Genomic DNA, 16,151 nt, shown 5'->3' on the forward strand with positions numbered 1-16,151 from the left:
GGGACCGGGATCAGGAACCCGGAACCAGGCCGAAACCAGAGCGGGGATTGCCGCTTGGCGCGCTGGGGCTCGCCTGCCGCAGCGGCTGGCTCAGCTGCCGGCAGAACCGCACCACGTCGTTGGCCACGCCGGTGAGACTCTCCCGCCGCTGAAAGCTGTTCTCCGGCACCACCCTGGCCTCCTGGCCGATCTGCCAGAGCGCGTCCTTGCAGTTCCCGCTCAGACGCGGGTGGTCAAGCAGGGGATCGGCTGTGGCACGGGCCTGGGCGCAGACGGCGGCGCTGTTGTCCCGCCCGCAACCGATCGTGTCGAGCTGCAGCTGGCGCAGCAGCTCCTGGCTGGGGTAGTCGGGTTCCTCCGCCCGGGCTGGAACGGCGAGGCCCAGGCCGAAGACCTGGGCCGCCAGGAGCACGAGGGTGGGCAGGACCCATGAGCTGGAGCGGGCCATCGCTCGACTGCGGCAGGCCTCCATCATTGCCGGGCTTCTTCCAGGTTGCCGAGCCCCAGCCGCAGGGGCTTCTGGCTGTGGCTCCAGTGACGGGCCAGGGCAGGGCCCACCCAGGGGGCGGCAGCCGCCAGCAGGCTTCGCAGCAGCGGCTGCCGCTGCAGCAGCAGACCTCGCCCGGCCTCCCGGGCCTGAAGCCGCTGCAGGGTGAGGGTCTCCCCGCGGCGCAGGGCCTCGATCCGGGCGAGCACCGCATCCAGCGCGTCCGGATCGGCAGGGCCCCGGCGCAACGCCTCGCCCAGCAGGTGGCCCGCCACGCAGGCATCGCGCAGGGCCAGGTTGATCCCCTGCGCCCGCACCGGGCTCATGGGATGGGCGGCATCCCCCAGCAGCAGCAGGCCGGGACGCCACCAGCACGGCGCCAGCCCCACCTCAACCCGCAGCCGCACCGGCTCCGCCGCAAGGCACGGTTCCCGCTGCAGCCAGTGGCGCAGATCAGGGGGGCTCTGGCGGGCCATCCGCTGGCACCAGGCCTGCGGGGTGAGGGCCGGCGTCGGAGCCTCCGCGTCCAGCACCCAGCCCATCTGCAGTCCGCCGTTGGCGCTGCCGAAGGCACTGAAGAGTCCCTCAGGCCCCAGGGCCGTCAGGAAGTCGCCCCCCAGCGGCAGGGCAGCTCCTGGATCGCCGTCGCCTAGCAGGAACCAGAGCACGTCGATCGGGCTGCCGGCCGACTCCAGCTGCAGACCCGCCAGCTGGCGCAAGCGCGACTGGCGGCCGTCACAGGCCAGCACCAGGCTGGAGCGCAGCGTTTCCCCACTCGCCAGGCGCACACCGCGGATCCGTCCCCCCTCCTGCACCAGATCACTCACCCGCTCCCCAAGCCGCACCCGGGCCTGGGGCTGTTGCCGCACCAGCGCGACTAGGGCTTCCAGCAAGGCGGGCTGGTGCACCAGGGTGCAGGCCGGGTGGCCTTCCCCCTCAAGGGGTTCGGCCACCCGGAACAGGGGCTGCCCATCCAGGCAGAAGCGCCATCCCGTCAGCGGGCGGTGGGGCACGGTGGCGATCACCGCACCCAGATCCATGGCCTCGAGGGCGGCCAGACCATGGGGCATCAATCCCTCGCCGCGGAACTGCCGCGCGAACTGGGAGGCGGCCTCCACCAGCACCACCGGCAGGCCGCGGCGGCTCAGCAGCAGGGCCACGCTCGCCCCCGCGGGGCCTGCCCCCACCACCACCACCGGGTCCATGGCCATGCTCGCGGCCCCGGCCAGGGGGTCAGAGGAAGGCGTTGTAGTTGCGGTTGATGAGGCTGTCGCCCTCGCTCTGCCCCATCAACTGGCTCTTCTTCGTGAGCAGATAGTCCACCAGCTCCTGCTGCACTTCCAGGAGTTCCTTGGTGCAGCCGCGGAAGGCGGCCCGGTGACGGATCTCGTCGTGGCGGGTGTGGAGATCCCGCAACATCAGCTGAATCGCATCGAGGGTGGCCGATTCAGCCTTGGCGGCGGATCGTGCGTCCATCAGCACCATGGCTTGTCGGTTCCGATCGTAGGTGGGCACGTGGGGCGCTCCTCTGCACACCGCTGCCGCAGCGCAGGCGTTGGCGCTCGCGCTTGCGTTGCAGGCGTGCCGTGATCCCCAGCTCGGCCCCTTTCCAGAGGCGATCCACCTCGTCGCTGAAGTGGCGGGCCAGGAGGGGGGAGTGGATCACCAGCAGGGTTTCATCGTTGGTGTGGGCGGCCGAAGGCAAGGATGCACACTGCAGATAGTCTCAACAGACCCCTGCCGTCCGCCCCGGATGCCGCTCGCCTGGTCCTATGCGCGTGTGAGTCGTGGCGCTCAGGTGGGGGCCGACCGCTCCGGTCTGGAGCGACAGGAGCAGGCGTTGCGCAGCTGGCTGGCGGAGCATCCCGACTGGGAGCTGGCGGAATCCCTGGTCGATCCAGGGGTGAGTGCAGGCCGCGGCAAGCACCGCACGACTGGGGCCCTTGGCCGCTTCCTCCAGGCCGCCCGCACCGGCGCCGTCCCGCCCGGGTCATGCCTGGTGGTGGAGAGCATGTCCAGGTTCAGCCGGGAGGCAGAGCGCCAGGTGCTCGGGGTGCTGCTCAGTGACTTCTGGGCGACAGGTCTGGCGATTGCGTTCTGCAGTGACGGTGGAGCCGTCCTCGATGCCGAGCTGATCGACCGGGAACCGCATCGTCTCCATGGGCTACTGGGGGCGATGGCCCAGGCACGGAGGGAGTGGGAGGAGAAGTCGCGCCGCAGCAGGGGTGCCGCTGTGAAGCGACAGCAGCTGCAGGACCAGGGCGTGAAGGTGGCCGCGGCCACGCCCTGGTGGATCGCAAGGGGCAGTGATCGCCGGCTGGTGAGGGACACCGCAGGGAACCTGCAGCTGGACCAGGCCTGCGTCGCCACCTTGCGCCGTGCGGTGGAGCTGGCGATGCAGGGCCTGGGTTCAACCCTGATCGCCCAGCAGCTCAACGACGAGGGCCATTCGCCACCACCCACCCGCACCAGACGGAACCAGTACGCCGCCAATGCGGGGGAGGGCTGGAATCACAGCCGGGTGACGACTGCCCTTCGGAACCCCGCCCTGGTGGGTGATCTCCACCGCCAGGACGGCAGCACTCTCGAGGGTTTCTACCCCCCAGTGGTGTCACGGAACGAGTGGGAGCAGCTCCGATCTGGGATGGCCATGCGCGACAAGCTGCGTGGCCAGCTCAGGGGTGGCACCCAGAAGCTCCACTTCCTGTTCCAGACCGTCTGCCGGTGTGCATGCGGTGAGCCAATGAGCTACCACCCCCCAGGGAGGGGAGCCAGGGCCGACCATCCAGGCTGGGTGGCTTGCCGGGCCTGCAACCTCCGCGATGCCCCGGGACCAGGGAAGGGGTACGTGTTCCGCGATCAGATGGAGGCGCACTGCCTCACCCGGCTTGCCTCGACCACATGGGCAGAACTGCTGAGCGATCCAGGCACCGAGCAGGAACGTCAACGCCTGGCGGATGAGGTCGTGACGCTCAGGCACCAGCGCCGCCAGCAGGCCAGGCAGCTGGAACGGTTGGAGGCCCGGGCCGCCGCGCTGTGGACCCAGGAGGTGCCAGAGGAAAGACTCGCCACCGTCGAGCGCGCCATCGGCCAGGCCCGCCAGCAGTCCGAGGCCCTGACACTGGAGCTGGAGGCCAGGACCAAGGAGCTCCAGATCCTTGAGGCCCAGCCAGACGGAACCCAGGCCGGAGAGGAACTGGCCGCCAGGGTCCAGGCGTTCTGGCAGCAACTCGACACAGCACCACCAGAAGATCGCCGAGCCTTCAATCGCTGGCTGCTCCTACACCCCGCCAAGATCCGATTCGTCATCCACCCACCCCAACAACCTGGAGCTGATCGACTCGTTGCCCTGCACATTTGCGACCGATGTGCAGACCATCAACCGCTCGCTGGGCACACACGCCTGGTGGCCAAGGAACGGGGGCTCATCAATCCGCCCAGAGCACTCCAGGCCAACAACGGAACCTCCAAACTCCTGCTGCTCGGTGAACAACGACAAGACACCCTCCTCGAACTCCTGGACAACGGAACACTCCAGGATCAGACCAGCCTCTGGCGCTCAGGCCCCTCCCTGCGCGGACTGGCCCGGGTGCTAGAGAAGAAGCTGCCCACCTGGCTCCAGCAAGAGAGCTTCGACCTCAACCCCAGACAGCTCCGGCGGTTCGCAGTCCAGATGGCCGCTCGAGAACTGGGCAGCAGGGCTACGCACGCACCAGGCGCAGGCGTCAGCGCAACCGAATCCGTAACTACCGCTTAATCCCGGCAATCAGGTGGAAAGGCGTGAAAAATAATTTCCGGTTCTGTCGGGGTATACACATACAGCGGCCGTTGAGTCTTCCCCCATGGGGGGTGTCCCTGCGTACCGCCGCGGGCAACTTTGCCCGCGGCCGGATGGCTGCACCTGCGCGGCCCTGCCACCGTGGGAGTAGGGGCCATTGGGGTAATCTGTCGGATCTGATCTGAGCAGGACTGCCTAGATCCGCTGATGCCATGTTCCGCTGGGATGTGCTAACTCTGGTGTGGGCAACTGGTTGAGCCTGAGTGCTCCCGGTTCGCAACATCCAAGCAATTCTCACGATGAAGACGACACCACGACCGGTGGTAGCAGGGCCCTGCCCTGACGCCGGGATGCTGCGCACCACCAGCGACACCACCGAACAGGCGGCCACGCTGCATCGGTCCTCGGCCTGGCTGGCGGTGCACTGGCCATGGGGAGCTGCCGTCCGGGAGCCTTCTGCCAGTCGGCATACGCGCACCCACAGTGCTGCTCCGGCAGCAGCAGCAGCTCCAGCCCACCTACCCAGCACCCCAATCACCCCAGCTCCAGCGTTGGTAGGCGGCGCCTGTAGCCCTCACGCAACGAGGGTTGCTGCTCCAGCTAGTGCCACCCGCCTCGGGGCACCAGGCCTGACCAGCTTCCGGGTGGTGCAACTATGTCGGGTCTCTCGTGCCCAGGGGCTCAGGCATGCGGGCAGGCGATGCATCGCCCAGGCCAGCAGGGCCGCGCTGCTGGAGGGGGTGGCATGAGCACGCTGTACCGGGCACAACGAGCGTTGCCTGTCGGAACAGGTGAGGACTCCGGCCTGCAACTGGTCGCTTACTACAGGGTGAGCACAACTCGCCAGGGTGAGAGCGGCTTGGGCCTCGAAGCTCAGCGGGCCAAGGTTCAGCAGCTTGCCGACAGTCGCCGGGCTGTGGTGATGGCCGAGTTCGTGGAGGTGGAGAGCGGCAGGAAAGCCGATCGCCCCCAGCTGGCCGCTGCACTTGCTGAAGCTCGCAGGCGGAGTGCCGCTGTCGCCGTGGCAAAGCTCGACAGGATCGCCCGGGACGCTGAGCTGGTGCTCAGGCTGAGTCGCGAAGCTCAGGCCAATGGCATGGCTGGGTTCCTGTTCTGCGATCTGCCCGACATCGATGCCACCACGTCTGCAGGTCGGCTGATCCTGTCAGTGATGGCTTCAGTGGCTGAGTTCGAGGCCCGGCGGATCAGTGAGCGCACAAAGGAAGCACTTGCTGCAGCGAAGGCCAGAGGCGTCCAGCTGGGCGGGCTGAGGCCAAACACCATCGCCCGGAACGATGCCGCGAAGAATCGAGCCCAGGCCGATGCAGAAGCTCTGCGGTCCCTGCTGGAGCCAATGGCCGCCCAGGGCTACAGCCTGAGACAGATGGCCTCTGCCCTGGCTGCAGCGGGCACCAAGGGGCGCACAGGTCGACCGCTGAGTCCCTCAAAAGTGCGTGCTCATTTGGAGAGACTGGGCCTGGCAACGGGCGGAAACAACCATCTGGGTGGTCGCTTGCCGGGGCCGCTGGGGCCAGCAGTCCGTCCTGATTGATTGGCTCAAGGTGCTTCAGCCCGAGCTCATCGCAGTCACCTCGTTCTGGCCGTTGCACGAACTCGAGCCGGCTGGGCGATGTGTAGTTGCTGGACTATCCCAGTGGTCAGCCAGGCCTTCGCTGCCCAGCCTGGAAACGTCGCCCAGCACTCCCATGGATGAACGCCACGCCCGCTTGGCTGAGCTTCGACGTCAGCTTGCGGACCTGAGCGCCAAAGGACGCGCCACCGCCCCAGGCTCACCGGAGCAGGAGGCCGCCCTGACGGAGTGGGGGGAGAAGCTGGGCCAGGTGCTGGCGCTTGCGGATGAGCTGGAGGGGTAGGGGGGAGAGGCCAAGGGAGGCCGCAATGCCAATCAGGCCAGCTTCTTCCTCAGGGCAGCCCGCACACGATCCGCATGGCGATAGATCTCGCTAGGGGTGTCAACCTGCACCAGCTTTGGCTCGGCATCGTCAAAAATCTCTATCTTCTTTTGACCACCGTTGAAGTGCAGCCTGACTATCGCTTTCCAGCTATTCTGGTCTAGAAGGACATTGCAGTAGGCCTTGGTGTCCTTTTCGCTCAGCCGGTTGGGATCTATTTCCGAAGCGCAGATCGCACGGACGATGTAGAGGCCCTCCATCTCATCTGACGTGGTCACAATGGCATCGGCGTCAGGCCGACTGACCTCCTCTGGAGCTGGTGCCGTGACTACCTCTGGCGCTTTCATGGCCTCCTCCAGGCGCTTATTGATTCGTTCATTGATGTAGAGCTTGATCGCATCCGCCACAATGGGCTTGAACTTCTCAAGCGTCTGAGTTGTTATCCGCTCTGCCGAATGGACCCTGCGGGCCATTTCCTTGACCAGCCACTCGCTGGGATCGGTCAGCTCGTCTCGGATCTGCTCCTTTACGCCGCGCAGGTATTTCAACCTTTCAGCCGACTGCAGCAGTGTGTCGATGTCGAACATCGACTTGGAAAGCTGCTTGATCTGATCGAGTGGTGCGCTTTGCAGGTCAAACAGGTCGATCTCTGCAAATGGCTTAGAGTCCATCTTGTTCTTATCATCCAGATCCGAGAAGAACTGGAAGATCCTGCCATTGCTCAAGATGCCTATTCTGGCGTTGGTTGCGTGAAAGTATCTAGACAGTTGCCCCATCTCGGCCTGTCTCAGATCTGTGCCGTAGGACTTGGCCTCAACAAGGATTTTGGGCTCACCATTTTCCAGGACTGCGTAATCAACTCGCTCGTCCTTCTTGTTCACTCCTGGGAGGTCGGCGCTGAACTCAGGCTTTACCTCCATCGGGTTAAAGATGTCGTAGCCCAGCGCCTGGATGAAGGGGGCAATGAGAGCCATCTTTGTGGCGTCCTCGTTGGTCAGGCTTTCCGCAGTTTTTTCAGCTCTGGCGGCCAAAGCCTGCAGTTGGTCAATGAGATCCATGTTTAGTGCGGCTCAGTAGGAGCAAGACCGCCGATTCAAGGTTGGCTAAATCTCCGATACCTGGCACTAAGAGTGCTGCGATTCGTGACGGGCTGTAGCCGTCATCACACGATGGCCTTCCCCGCCGCACATCAGCGAATGGCTCCTGCGCCTGGGCAGCCTGCAGTCAGAAGCCAAGCACTGCACCCCCAGCTCCATCCAGATCAGGCCCGCTGTTCCTGCTGCCAGCGGCGTGGTGGTGGAGCAGCTGCTGGCCGTGCTGGATGCCACGACGCCGGATGGAGTCTTGAAAGCAGAACCAATGCGAGGCGGTTGCCCCAAAGAAGGAATCCCCTTGGCCACCGCCACTGTGCGGGGAGATCCCAAAGGATCTGAGTCAGGCTGGGCGTGGAATGAAGGACGCAGCCAGCATGAGGAAACTTATTCATTGGAGATGGCAAGATACTTGGTCCTCGCTTCGGTCGCTTGCGTGGGGGTTCTTGCGGCAGTTCCCGCCCGTGCCCAGAAGTGCTCCAGCTTCCGCACCTGTGAGGAAGCCATGCGATCCCTGCGGTCAGGCAACACCCGGATAGATGGAGATGGCGACGGGATCCCCTGTGAGGCGATCTGCGGCAGCGGCAGAAGCGGGAGTCCGTCTCAACCGCCGGGCAGAGGCAGAACCATCCAGATCAGCCCCGCCACTCCCTCGGCGCCAAGGCGCCCACGGCCACCCAGGCCCGTTGCTCCTGAGGCCAGCGGCGTTGTTGCCCTGATCTCTGTGGGAGATGGGGACACAATCCGGGTGAGGAACAGCAGCGGCCAACCGGTCACGATCCGCCTGGCCTGCATTGATGCTCCAGAGACGGCCCAGGGCGCCAGCGGTGCGGCAGCAACCCAGGCTCTGCGTCAGCTACTGGGCAGTGGCCCCGTGGAGATTCACCCTCAAACCGTGGACCGCTACGGACGGACCGTTGCCGAGGTCTACGCAGGTGGGCGGAACGTGAACGTGGAGATGGTGCGGGTGGGGGCTGCCTACGTGTACCGGGACTACCTCAGCGGTTGTGATCAGAGCACCTACCTAGGAGCTGAGAGCCAAGCCCAGCAGTACCGCCAGGGAGTATGGCGATGGGGCAACGAGGTCAAGCCGTGGGACTTCCGGCGGAGTCGCTAAGCCTGTGCAGCGCCAGATGTGCCGTGGGACTGGCCGCAGGGTGCTGGATGCGCCCATTTCTGGCCAGGTGATGACGGGGCTTGTGGCATCACCCAACTGGGTGAGCTGGCCTGCGCCATCCCAGTGAGGCGAGCGGACTTGCAGGGGACTAGGGGCCAATCATGGCTTATTTGATTCCAGATGTGAGCACTCTCCCATGGGGAAGTCTTGATCATTGATTATTAGACGCTCGTGACCATTAAACGGGTTGTGAACATAGCTGGCGCGCATGCTCTCCACCTGAGCGTCGGTCATGGGCAGAGAAGTGCCAGCTTTGGCCTTGTCATCCCAGATAAGCAGCTTGCACCAGAGCCCTGACACGCAGGCCGTTGATGCCACTTTCCTAATGCTCTCATCAGTTGAGGTGACTGGAATCACTACAAACTTTGTACTGCCCATGACCTCTCCTGCGCCATTTTTCGACTCAATCTTGCTCAGTACGGTGTAGTCATCATTGAGGCAGGGGGATTGGGAGGTGGAGGGGGATGCGCAGCTGGCGAGAACTGCTAAGCAGGGGAGCGATAGGAAAAGGTGGCGCATGATACGGACAGTCACAGCCTGCTGATCTTCCGGTCTCGGACCTACTTTGCACTCATTCTTCTTATCAGGCCGTGGCAGTAAAGAGAGCCACGAGCAAAATTTCCTCATGAGCAGCACGCCGGAAGCGGACGCGTTGCCGGCGCACCAAGCAAGGCAAGGAAGCTAAACGTTGCCGATTGACAGGGATGGAGCAGCTGGAGTGTCACCTCCACCAGGCAGAAGGCGTGGCACCACGGTCGGCCAGTTTGCCCAGGGCATCGCCGCTATCCGCTCATAGACACGCCGAGAGCTGGACATGGCGACTCGGGCCGAAGCACTGGAGGCAGTGATGGAGGGGCTGGAGAAGCGGTCCCAGGGTCAGAGGCTGTGGGGCCCGGATGGCAAGAGTCCCAGGGCCCCCTATGGGAGCGATGAAGCCACTTTCCGATGCATCGCATGCAGGGTGATGCAAGGCTTTGCTTCTCACTCATGAGGAGCAGACGGCCAGACCCTCACCCCACCACATGCAGCCCCACCCGGGTCGCCTTCACCACCGGCAGCAGCTCCTGGGCGGTGAGCTGGCGGCAGCCTGGGGCCAGGAACATCTCCTCCCAGGAGTCGCCGAGCTGAACCTTGCTGGCCAGCACCACCAGCCGGGGCAGCGGGAGAACCTCGCCAGGCCGGTGCAGCCGCTTGGCAAGCCAGCGGGCCGCCTCCAGCGGGTCATCGCCCTGGGCATCGAGCTGGCGCAGCAGGGCCTCGATCTGTTTCACCAGGGTCAGCCGCCGTTGCTGCCTCTGGGCTTCTGAAAGTGCCGCAAGCTCCTTCTCACTTGGCTGGTGCAGCTAGCGGTCCAGGCGTTGGGGCCTTCAGCGGGGTAAAGAGGATTGAGGTAGTGCAGTGCCGCCGGCTGGGAAACGAGGGCCTGGTGGATAGCTTCGCTCAGGGGGTGGCCAAAGAGGCTTGCAGGCGGCGCCTGTGCGGGCAATGAGGGCCAGGCATGAGACTGAAAGCCTTCCAGCGCAGTGGAGGGAAAACCCCATGCATGAGATTGTTATGCGGACCCGCATAAACTGACCGAAGCTTGAAAGGACAAAGCCAGATGGGTTGCCTGGAAAGGGATTCTGCTGTTACCAGGCTAAAGAGCTTCTCCGCTTATGCGGACAGGAAGAGAGCATTTAGAGATTTAGGCGGATCCGCCAAATAACAAGTTTGGCATACGCGAAGAAGCCTCAGGCTATGCATAGATAGAGACCTCTCTGGCCACAACATAAAAGCGCAGAAGTATGCAAGGCTGGCAGATAGTTAATCAATTGATTTCTGCATAATGCAGCCGACTTTGCCATAAAGCTTGCATTCCATCGCACTGAGGTCAGAATGAGCAATGTCTTCATATTCCCCAAGCTTGCTTGTCCAGGATCGCTCATCAGGTAGCTGCCTGGCCATATGAGTAGGCTTACCATCATCATCTATATAAATTGCGAGCTTTATGTATCCTTCAACAAAGCTTGGATCTTCACAAACCTCAAATCCTAGAGATGTGAAGCACTCAATAAAATGGTCAAGACTATCATCGTCTTGAGGGCCGAGTGGCCAGAAGTATGGCACCAGCTCGTAAGAGTATGGCCACCAATAGGAATCGTTGCAACCGGCAGCCCAAGCTATACAGTTGTAAATGGGATCCGGAGGACTTGTAGGTTGGTGATTGTCAGGAGTAAGTGATTCGAACAAGCCCGATTCAAGATACTCATGTGTCATACCTATGGACTAGGGCTTTAGGTAACCCTTAGAAACACCCCACTTGAGCCACTTGGAAACAGCTTCAACAAGATTGTCGCCTGGAGCTGTAGGATTATCGTCAGTTAAGGCAGAGAGTGCTACAAACCAATGATCTGGCCTTTGAGCTAATGCGTTAAGAATTAGAGGAATAACAGGCTTGCCCATGCCAATAATTTTGAGATAATGCGGATTAAGAACAACTTTCTGAATTGATGAGATTCCGGCCGTCTCAGCCTTCCATTGAGAGTACAATCTTGAAAATCGAATTTCAAGTTCCCGATCCTTGCCTAATTCTGGATAATAATCAAGCTTAGGCAGGGTAGATGATTTTTTATAGGCAGACTCAAGCTGCAACTTATTATATAGATAGAGCCTGTCATCATATTCTCTACCTACAGGAAAGTCGGTTAGCTCTACATAACTATCCGCAGCAGATAAGTCGAAATCTCGTTCATCCAAGAACTGATCTGTGAGTGCCAGACTCTCGAGTGCTTGCATTGCTTTGTACCCAGTGATGAGGTAAAGTTGAATGTTTAATCTAGTACTGTAAGGCTTGAAGAAATATACCAGTCCCTAAGTAGCTTACTTTTAGCCCGAGCCCTATTAAGTGAGTCAGTCAATTGTTCCAAGTCAGCATCATCAAGTGCCACGAAGAAGTCTTCCTTTTCATTATTGCGATTGTATGTAAGCTTAAGGTTGTGAGATATCGCTATAGTCACCGGAAGTGAGTCAGTGCCATGAAAGATGGGCCGAACATCGGTGAGGATTCGAGAACTCTGAAAGACACGCTCATAATCTGTTCTGACAATCGAAGCCTTTACAAAAGTCTTGGCTGGCGAAGCCATATTCAGGAGAGAGGATATGTAATCTGAAAGACGTAGAACTGTATCGTCGTTGCCTTTGCCAAGAATGTCGGAACCCAGAAGATAGTCCCTTATTCCATCCCCAACTTCCTCGGGCTTTCGCGAAGAGCCAACTTGAATGAGATAAAAGAGCGATGTAATAAACTCGAGAACTGGGGAATAAGTTCCAATGATCTTCCTGGCCGGATCAGACGTCTCATTGGAAGAATCAACTTTGTATGGGTATTCCGCTGTTCTAATAAACTCTTGAATCGAAGAAAGTTCATCTGAACTCAGTTGCGCCATTTGCTTTATGGCTCCGTGATACCGAGGAGGTATTCTGAGTGAAGGCATTGTTTTGATCTAATTCTTAATTTATTTATCTTAGCACAATAGGCCCTAGTGCTGGGATCCCCCGAGGGAACTGTTGTGTTCTTTTGCATTTGTGCATTCAGCTAAGCAACTCGGCTGTGCTGATCACCTCAAGACGAGTAAGAAACGCATGGGAAAAAGCGCCTTCCTAGCAAGCTAAATTCCAGCTGATGGCATACACGCTCAAACGGAGTATTAAAGAAATGACTAAATGAGCTCTCTACGATAGTGATCTCAGCGTTAGAGGCTGAAGTGGCAGGAGCGATCATTCCGATAAGTGCTTTGCAGAGCCACTGGAAAGCCCACTAGATCAAAGAGGAATCAAGTTTATAAAGTTTTAATCATAGCAATGCCAAACAAGCCCTTCGAGTGGGCAGGCCACCATCAGCTTTCACCTTAGCCGCCCCAAGCTACTTGCCTGCCACTCAAGGTCAGCGTTGGACAGAGCATGCTCGCCATCACTGCAAGCCGCGAGTAAATTCTGTTGATCATGCCATTTAAGTTATGACAACAACAAAAGGCACCGATGAATCAACAGAAGACAAGTATAGTTTATCATCTTGGCAAGCAAGGCCTATACAGGCCACAATCGAAAAGATCATCAGTAACCAAAATGCTGATGATGCGCATAATGCTCCCAAGGAGGTGGTCAAAGCAGCCACAGGCAGATGGGTTCTGACAACTGGAATTAGACCAGTTGACTTGTATGTCTATTTAAAAGCTCGTTTCGGCGAGCCCAACGGGATAACAATGATCTCAAAGAATCATGAAGACAGCGATAATCTTATTCATTGGCACTATTCACTTGAAACCAGCCTTGGACCACTTGATTTTATCTGCTGGTCATTCAGGCTAGAGATATTGCATCCACTTGCGCCATGCTTCTCTGATCCAAATGACTTTCTTCTCGCCGTCAAACAGGACTTTAGCCGGTTTTCTTCATCCATGAAGGAGATACGCAAGGGACTTGAGAAGTGGAAGGTGTTTCTTAATCCATACTTTCGACTAAAGACAATGCTTGAAACTCAGCTTCAAGAGCTTGAGGATATAAGATTGGAAGAGGTAAAGAAACCAATTCAACCTCGCACAGTAGAAGAAGCCAAGTCTTTCACAGATGCCTTTTCGGACACAGCCAAAAAGTTCACTAAAGCAGCGCAGATCGGATTAGGAATTAGAATGTTGACCCCGGTATGGGCGGAGTCCTTCGTTAATCTTCTATTATTTCTGATGGCCAAGCCTGAAGTTAGGAGCGACAAGCGTCTATACGATGGAATTATGCGTCAGAACATTGATGTTCGAATACGAGGGATCCATTTAAACTGTGTTGGCTTCGCAAGCCAAGTTAAGTACGACGAATGGGATGCATGCAAGAAGTTTCATTCAATGATGAACAGGCGAAATGATCTTCTTCATGGGAATGTCGATCCTGAGCTTTCCACATTTGATGAGCTGTACTTTGAACAAAAAACTCCTCTGTATATTGAGTTTAAGGACTTCTCCTTCTTCTCGTACAAAGCTACACTGCTTAATGCCACGCCGGAGCAGGCTTTGGAGGATTATCAAACTGTCCAAGACCTCGCGTCTCACATCCTATTATGCATTGACTACAAGATTAGAGAGGATGTCGTCCGTCTTGTTCTTTCAAGGCATTTGGGATGGGATGAAGGAAGGCAGAGGGTGGGAATCTTGTTTCCTGATCATTTAGCCGATGCAGTATTCAGTTATGGATCAAGTGACTGACTAATATAGTGCCTGTCCAACAAGCCCCTCGAGTGGACAGACCTCCAGCGATTATCTCCTTCCGTTTTCAAAAACTTGCCTGCCACTCAGGGGCAGCGTTATCCATAGGAGGCAATGCCAGCGACATCCCAGCCGCTGGAGTCGTAAAACCCGCTCATGGTGAAGTGGACGCCGGAAACCGCTCCAGGGTGAATGAGAGTTCTGGACCGATTGCCGGAGGCCACTACACGACCACACGCGTCAGACCCGATACATCATGGTTGCCTTCTGTCAATGGGCCTGGAAGTCCGAAAGCCCTCAGTGGTTGTAAGACAGCGGCCCAGGTCTGATAGCAGGCCATCCCTCAGCCCCCGGAAATCTGCATCACGCCAGATCCACTCCGCCCTGAGGTAATTGTCGGAAAATGAGGCTGTGGCGGCGGCACGTTGGGCTGGATATGCGGACTCCTGAGCCCTATCCATCTCATCATCCTGGAGGATCTCGATCGGGAAATCCTTTCCGTAGAGGTAATAACGGTCATTCCGTCTGTGAAGAGAACTTGTTACTACCTTGGGCTGCACACCTTCGCCAGATAGCGCAAAGTTCACCTGGACGATGCAGGTGCGTAGGCCCTTGGAGGCGACTGCCCTGTATGAACCGTTGAACATGGTCCCTGTGGCTCCGTACAGCCCATCGGGAAGCGGTGGAGCCTGCTCCGGCAAAGGCTTTGCCAACGCGGAGGTACCTATGAACAGCAGCAAGCCCGCACCTGCTGGTAGTAGGCCCCGAAAGTGAACTTCCTGGCGACGTGGCCGCCCCTGATGCGGCTTGATGCGGGGCCTTGTCATGACTGGAGGCAGAAGTTGTGAGTACATCTTGCGCACTCGATCACCTGCTGACCCGCCCCTTCGGCCTTTCTCCATGGGGTGTTTCCGTAGCCGCGGCCATTTTTGCCCCTATGTCCGATCGAAGGCGGGAAGCAGTGCCAGCAGCTCAGGGCGACGAGATCAAGCCCCGGCATGCCAGCTCATTGCCGCGACTCCGGCGGTGGCCTAGGTGCTGGAGGAGCTGGAGCCAGGCGACACGTTGGTGATCTGCAAGCTCGACCGCCTGGCCCGGTCCCTGCAGGAGCTGCTGGTAATCGCTGCCGATCTGGAGCAATGCGGCATCCAACTGCAGGTGCTCGACCACGCCATCGACACTGCCACCCCGACCGGTCGCCTGCTGTTCCAGCTGCTTGGCGCTGTGGGCGAGTTTGAGCGCAGCCTGGCCATCGAGCGCACTAAGGCCAGCGTTGAGCATCGCCGTGCCACGGGCGGGAACCTTGGCGGCGGACCCAGGGCCTACACCGACCAGCAGCAGGCCCTGGGCCGAAGGCTGCAGCAGGAGGGCCAGAGCATCACGGCGATTGCCAAGGTGCTGGGATTGCCCAGGGCCACCACGTCGCGGATGCTGCAGGGGGCGGCTTAATGAAGCGGAGCTAGAGCAAGATTCAACTTTTACGTTAAGCAGTGATCGACTCGCATGCGATCCCATCCTTATCACCGTCGAGATAGGTATGGCCAGCGCGAAGCCAAGCATCCGCTTCAGTTCTGCTTCTAATTTGCGGGCAGGTTATAACTCTGCTTCCGTTAAACTGAGGAATGCCAGTGGCGGTACTGGGTATGCTTGGCTCTGAAGTATTCTGATTGGCCCAAATACCCCTTGACCGCCTTTGGGCTTGCCTTTCTGCATTGCTTAGCTTTCTTGTGTTGCTGCACTGAGCGCTGAATAGATCGTCAACAGTCGCCTGGCCCTTCTTTACCATTAGCACGCCTACATCGCTGCGGCCGACCGCGACTTGAGAAACAGTTCTCCCAAACCTATCATTGCCTTTAATATTGAGTCGAACAAATTCCTTTCTGTTGAGGATTCCAGTCAGAGCATCTTTTGCTCTCTTTCCGAGTGGCTTTTGGTCAATCTCTGGGGCATCTATGCAAGCTATCCGTATCGTCCGCTTGATTCTCCTGCTATTGCGCCTGAACGTTGCCTTGAACGTGTCACCATCAATGACCCGTAGCACCTTGGCCCTGACACCCTTTTTCATTGTCTTGCAAACGAAGATCTGTGCCGTTTAACACAAGGGTAGCAGGGCATCAATGGTCTGCCATGTGTAGCTTTATACTCGATTCAGGCGAGTATCTTGCTTGGACAAGTTTCAGAATCGTCATGCCGTATTGCCATCTAGGTGTGTAGTGCCACTAGGTTGTTCCGGCTGGTAAAGGGGTGTGAGGCGCTCACTGGTATAGGTACGAACCTCTAGCCCCGAAATCACGCCTCTATGCATAACTTCCCCACTGCTCGCCTCTGACGCCGCAGGGTCGCCTGCGGCTGATGACTCAGCTACTGGAGCACCACTGCAGCCTTTTGGAACCGGCGGCCGAGAAAAGGATCAGACTCTGCAGCCCCTACTGCAGGCTGCCTCGGTACCTGCCATCCAGTTACCACCTCAGAAA

At 59.0% G+C, this 16,151-nt stretch carries 15 protein-coding genes and 1 pseudogene; 6 read left to right on the top strand and 10 right to left on the bottom strand.

What is annotated here, in order from left to right; all coding sequences use genetic code 11:
- Positions 1-10: 10 nt before the first annotated feature.
- From CPCC7001_RS11810 to CPCC7001_RS11825, 4 genes and pseudogenes are all read right to left on the bottom strand, one after another.
- The gene (locus tag CPCC7001_RS11810) at positions 11-448 is read right to left on the bottom strand and encodes a hypothetical protein (RefSeq protein ID WP_050757127.1); all 438 of its coding nucleotides are present in this window, start codon (positions 446-448) and stop codon (positions 11-13) included.
- A 23-nt stretch (positions 449-471) separates the two neighbouring features.
- The gene (locus CPCC7001_RS11815; protein WP_050757128.1) at positions 472-1,698 is read right to left on the bottom strand and encodes an FAD-dependent oxidoreductase; all 1,227 of its coding nucleotides are present in this window, start codon (positions 1,696-1,698) and stop codon (positions 472-474) included.
- 22 nt (positions 1,699-1,720) lie between these two features.
- Positions 1,721-1,963 carry a hypothetical protein gene (locus tag CPCC7001_RS11820; RefSeq protein WP_006911038.1) on the bottom strand — a complete coding sequence of 81 codons (243 nt, stop codon included), beginning with the start codon at positions 1,961-1,963 and terminating at the stop codon, positions 1,721-1,723.
- A 49-nt stretch (positions 1,964-2,012) separates the two neighbouring features.
- Positions 2,013-2,189: pseudogene (locus CPCC7001_RS11825) on the bottom strand (phospholipase); the annotation flags it as partial.
- A gap of 51 nt (positions 2,190-2,240) precedes the next feature.
- Between CPCC7001_RS11825 and CPCC7001_RS11830 the strand changes: the two are divergent.
- The 3 genes from CPCC7001_RS11830 (at position 2,241) to CPCC7001_RS15255 (ending at position 6,139) form a co-directional block, all read left to right on the top strand.
- Positions 2,241-4,244 carry a recombinase family protein gene (locus CPCC7001_RS11830; protein ID WP_083782640.1) on the top strand — a complete coding sequence of 668 codons (2,004 nt, stop codon included), beginning with the start codon at positions 2,241-2,243 and terminating at the stop codon, positions 4,242-4,244.
- Positions 4,245-5,010: 766 nt separating this feature from the next.
- Positions 5,011-5,817: a recombinase family protein gene (locus tag CPCC7001_RS11835; protein WP_050757129.1), complete on the top strand. Its 807-nt coding sequence runs from the start codon at positions 5,011-5,013 to the stop codon at positions 5,815-5,817.
- A gap of 175 nt (positions 5,818-5,992) precedes the next feature.
- Positions 5,993-6,139 carry a hypothetical protein gene (locus CPCC7001_RS15255; RefSeq protein WP_156796764.1) on the top strand — a complete coding sequence of 49 codons (147 nt, stop codon included), beginning with the start codon at positions 5,993-5,995 and terminating at the stop codon, positions 6,137-6,139.
- A 32-nt stretch (positions 6,140-6,171) separates the two neighbouring features.
- Here the strand turns inward: CPCC7001_RS15255 and CPCC7001_RS11840 are convergent, their stop codons facing one another.
- Entirely contained in the window at positions 6,172-7,236 is a 1,065-nt protein-coding gene (locus CPCC7001_RS11840) for a type I restriction endonuclease (RefSeq protein WP_006909191.1), read from the bottom strand.
- A gap of 433 nt (positions 7,237-7,669) precedes the next feature.
- Between CPCC7001_RS11840 and CPCC7001_RS16055 the strand changes: the two genes are divergently transcribed.
- Positions 7,670-8,386: a thermonuclease family protein gene (locus CPCC7001_RS16055; RefSeq protein ID WP_225867302.1), complete on the top strand. Its 717-nt coding sequence runs from the start codon at positions 7,670-7,672 to the stop codon at positions 8,384-8,386.
- Positions 8,387-9,456: 1,070 nt separating this feature from the next.
- Here CPCC7001_RS16055 and CPCC7001_RS11850 read toward each other — a convergent pair.
- The 4 genes from CPCC7001_RS11850 to CPCC7001_RS15275 form a co-directional block, all read right to left on the bottom strand.
- Complete coding sequence (locus CPCC7001_RS11850; protein ID WP_006910994.1) at positions 9,457-9,717, bottom strand: hypothetical protein; 261 nt, start codon at positions 9,715-9,717, stop codon at positions 9,457-9,459.
- A gap of 532 nt (positions 9,718-10,249) precedes the next feature.
- Positions 10,250-10,552: a hypothetical protein gene (locus tag CPCC7001_RS15265; protein ID WP_156796765.1), complete on the bottom strand. Its 303-nt coding sequence runs from the start codon at positions 10,550-10,552 to the stop codon at positions 10,250-10,252.
- Between the two features lie 159 nt (positions 10,553-10,711).
- Positions 10,712-11,221: a hypothetical protein gene (locus CPCC7001_RS15270; protein ID WP_156796766.1), complete on the bottom strand. Its 510-nt coding sequence runs from the start codon at positions 11,219-11,221 to the stop codon at positions 10,712-10,714.
- 35 nt (positions 11,222-11,256) lie between these two features.
- A complete protein-coding gene (locus CPCC7001_RS15275) occupies positions 11,257-11,871 on the bottom strand; it encodes a hypothetical protein (protein ID WP_156796767.1) in 615 nt (204 codons plus the stop codon).
- Positions 11,872-12,441: 570 nt separating this feature from the next.
- Between CPCC7001_RS15275 and CPCC7001_RS15280 the strand changes: the two genes are divergently transcribed.
- Both CPCC7001_RS15280 and CPCC7001_RS11855 read left to right on the top strand, forming a co-directional pair.
- On the top strand, positions 12,442-13,677 hold the full coding sequence (locus CPCC7001_RS15280; protein WP_006910379.1) for a hypothetical protein: 1,236 nt from the start codon (positions 12,442-12,444) through the stop codon (positions 13,675-13,677).
- A gap of 1,035 nt (positions 13,678-14,712) precedes the next feature.
- The gene (locus tag CPCC7001_RS11855; protein ID WP_006910715.1) at positions 14,713-15,126 is read left to right on the top strand and encodes a recombinase family protein; all 414 of its coding nucleotides are present in this window, start codon (positions 14,713-14,715) and stop codon (positions 15,124-15,126) included.
- A 34-nt stretch (positions 15,127-15,160) separates the two neighbouring features.
- On the opposite strand, the gene CPCC7001_RS16060 is transcribed toward CPCC7001_RS11855, so the two are convergent.
- Positions 15,161-15,742 carry a thermonuclease family protein gene (locus tag CPCC7001_RS16060; RefSeq protein ID WP_071778312.1) on the bottom strand — a complete coding sequence of 194 codons (582 nt, stop codon included), beginning with the start codon at positions 15,740-15,742 and terminating at the stop codon, positions 15,161-15,163.
- Positions 15,743-16,151: the final 409 nt, after the last annotated feature.

Source organism: Cyanobium sp. PCC 7001, assembly GCF_000155635.1.
Classification (GTDB): domain Bacteria; phylum Cyanobacteriota; class Cyanobacteriia; order PCC-6307; family Cyanobiaceae; genus NIES-981.

Coding starts and splice junctions, on each gene's coding strand:
- CPCC7001_RS11810 (WP_050757127.1), bottom strand. CDS start 448: ATGGCCCGCTCCAGCTCATGGGTCCTGCCCACCCTCGTGCTCCTGGCG.
- CPCC7001_RS11815 (WP_050757128.1), bottom strand. CDS start 1,698: ATGGCCATGGACCCGGTGGTGGTGGTGGGGGCAGGCCCCGCGGGGGCG.
- CPCC7001_RS11820 (WP_006911038.1), bottom strand. CDS start 1,963: ATGGACGCACGATCCGCCGCCAAGGCTGAATCGGCCACCCTCGATGCG.
- CPCC7001_RS11830 (WP_083782640.1), top strand. CDS start 2,241: ATGCCGCTCGCCTGGTCCTATGCGCGTGTGAGTCGTGGCGCTCAGGTG.
- CPCC7001_RS11835 (WP_050757129.1), top strand. CDS start 5,011: ATGAGCACGCTGTACCGGGCACAACGAGCGTTGCCTGTCGGAACAGGT.
- CPCC7001_RS11840 (WP_006909191.1), bottom strand. CDS start 7,236: ATGGATCTCATTGACCAACTGCAGGCTTTGGCCGCCAGAGCTGAAAAA.
- CPCC7001_RS16055 (WP_225867302.1), top strand. CDS start 7,670: ATGGCAAGATACTTGGTCCTCGCTTCGGTCGCTTGCGTGGGGGTTCTT.
- CPCC7001_RS15270 (WP_156796766.1), bottom strand. CDS start 11,221: ATGCAAGCACTCGAGAGTCTGGCACTCACAGATCAGTTCTTGGATGAA.
- CPCC7001_RS15275 (WP_156796767.1), bottom strand. CDS start 11,871: ATGGCGCAACTGAGTTCAGATGAACTTTCTTCGATTCAAGAGTTTATT.
- CPCC7001_RS15280 (WP_006910379.1), top strand. CDS start 12,442: ATGACAACAACAAAAGGCACCGATGAATCAACAGAAGACAAGTATAGT.
- CPCC7001_RS16060 (WP_071778312.1), bottom strand. CDS start 15,742: ATGAAAAAGGGTGTCAGGGCCAAGGTGCTACGGGTCATTGATGGTGAC.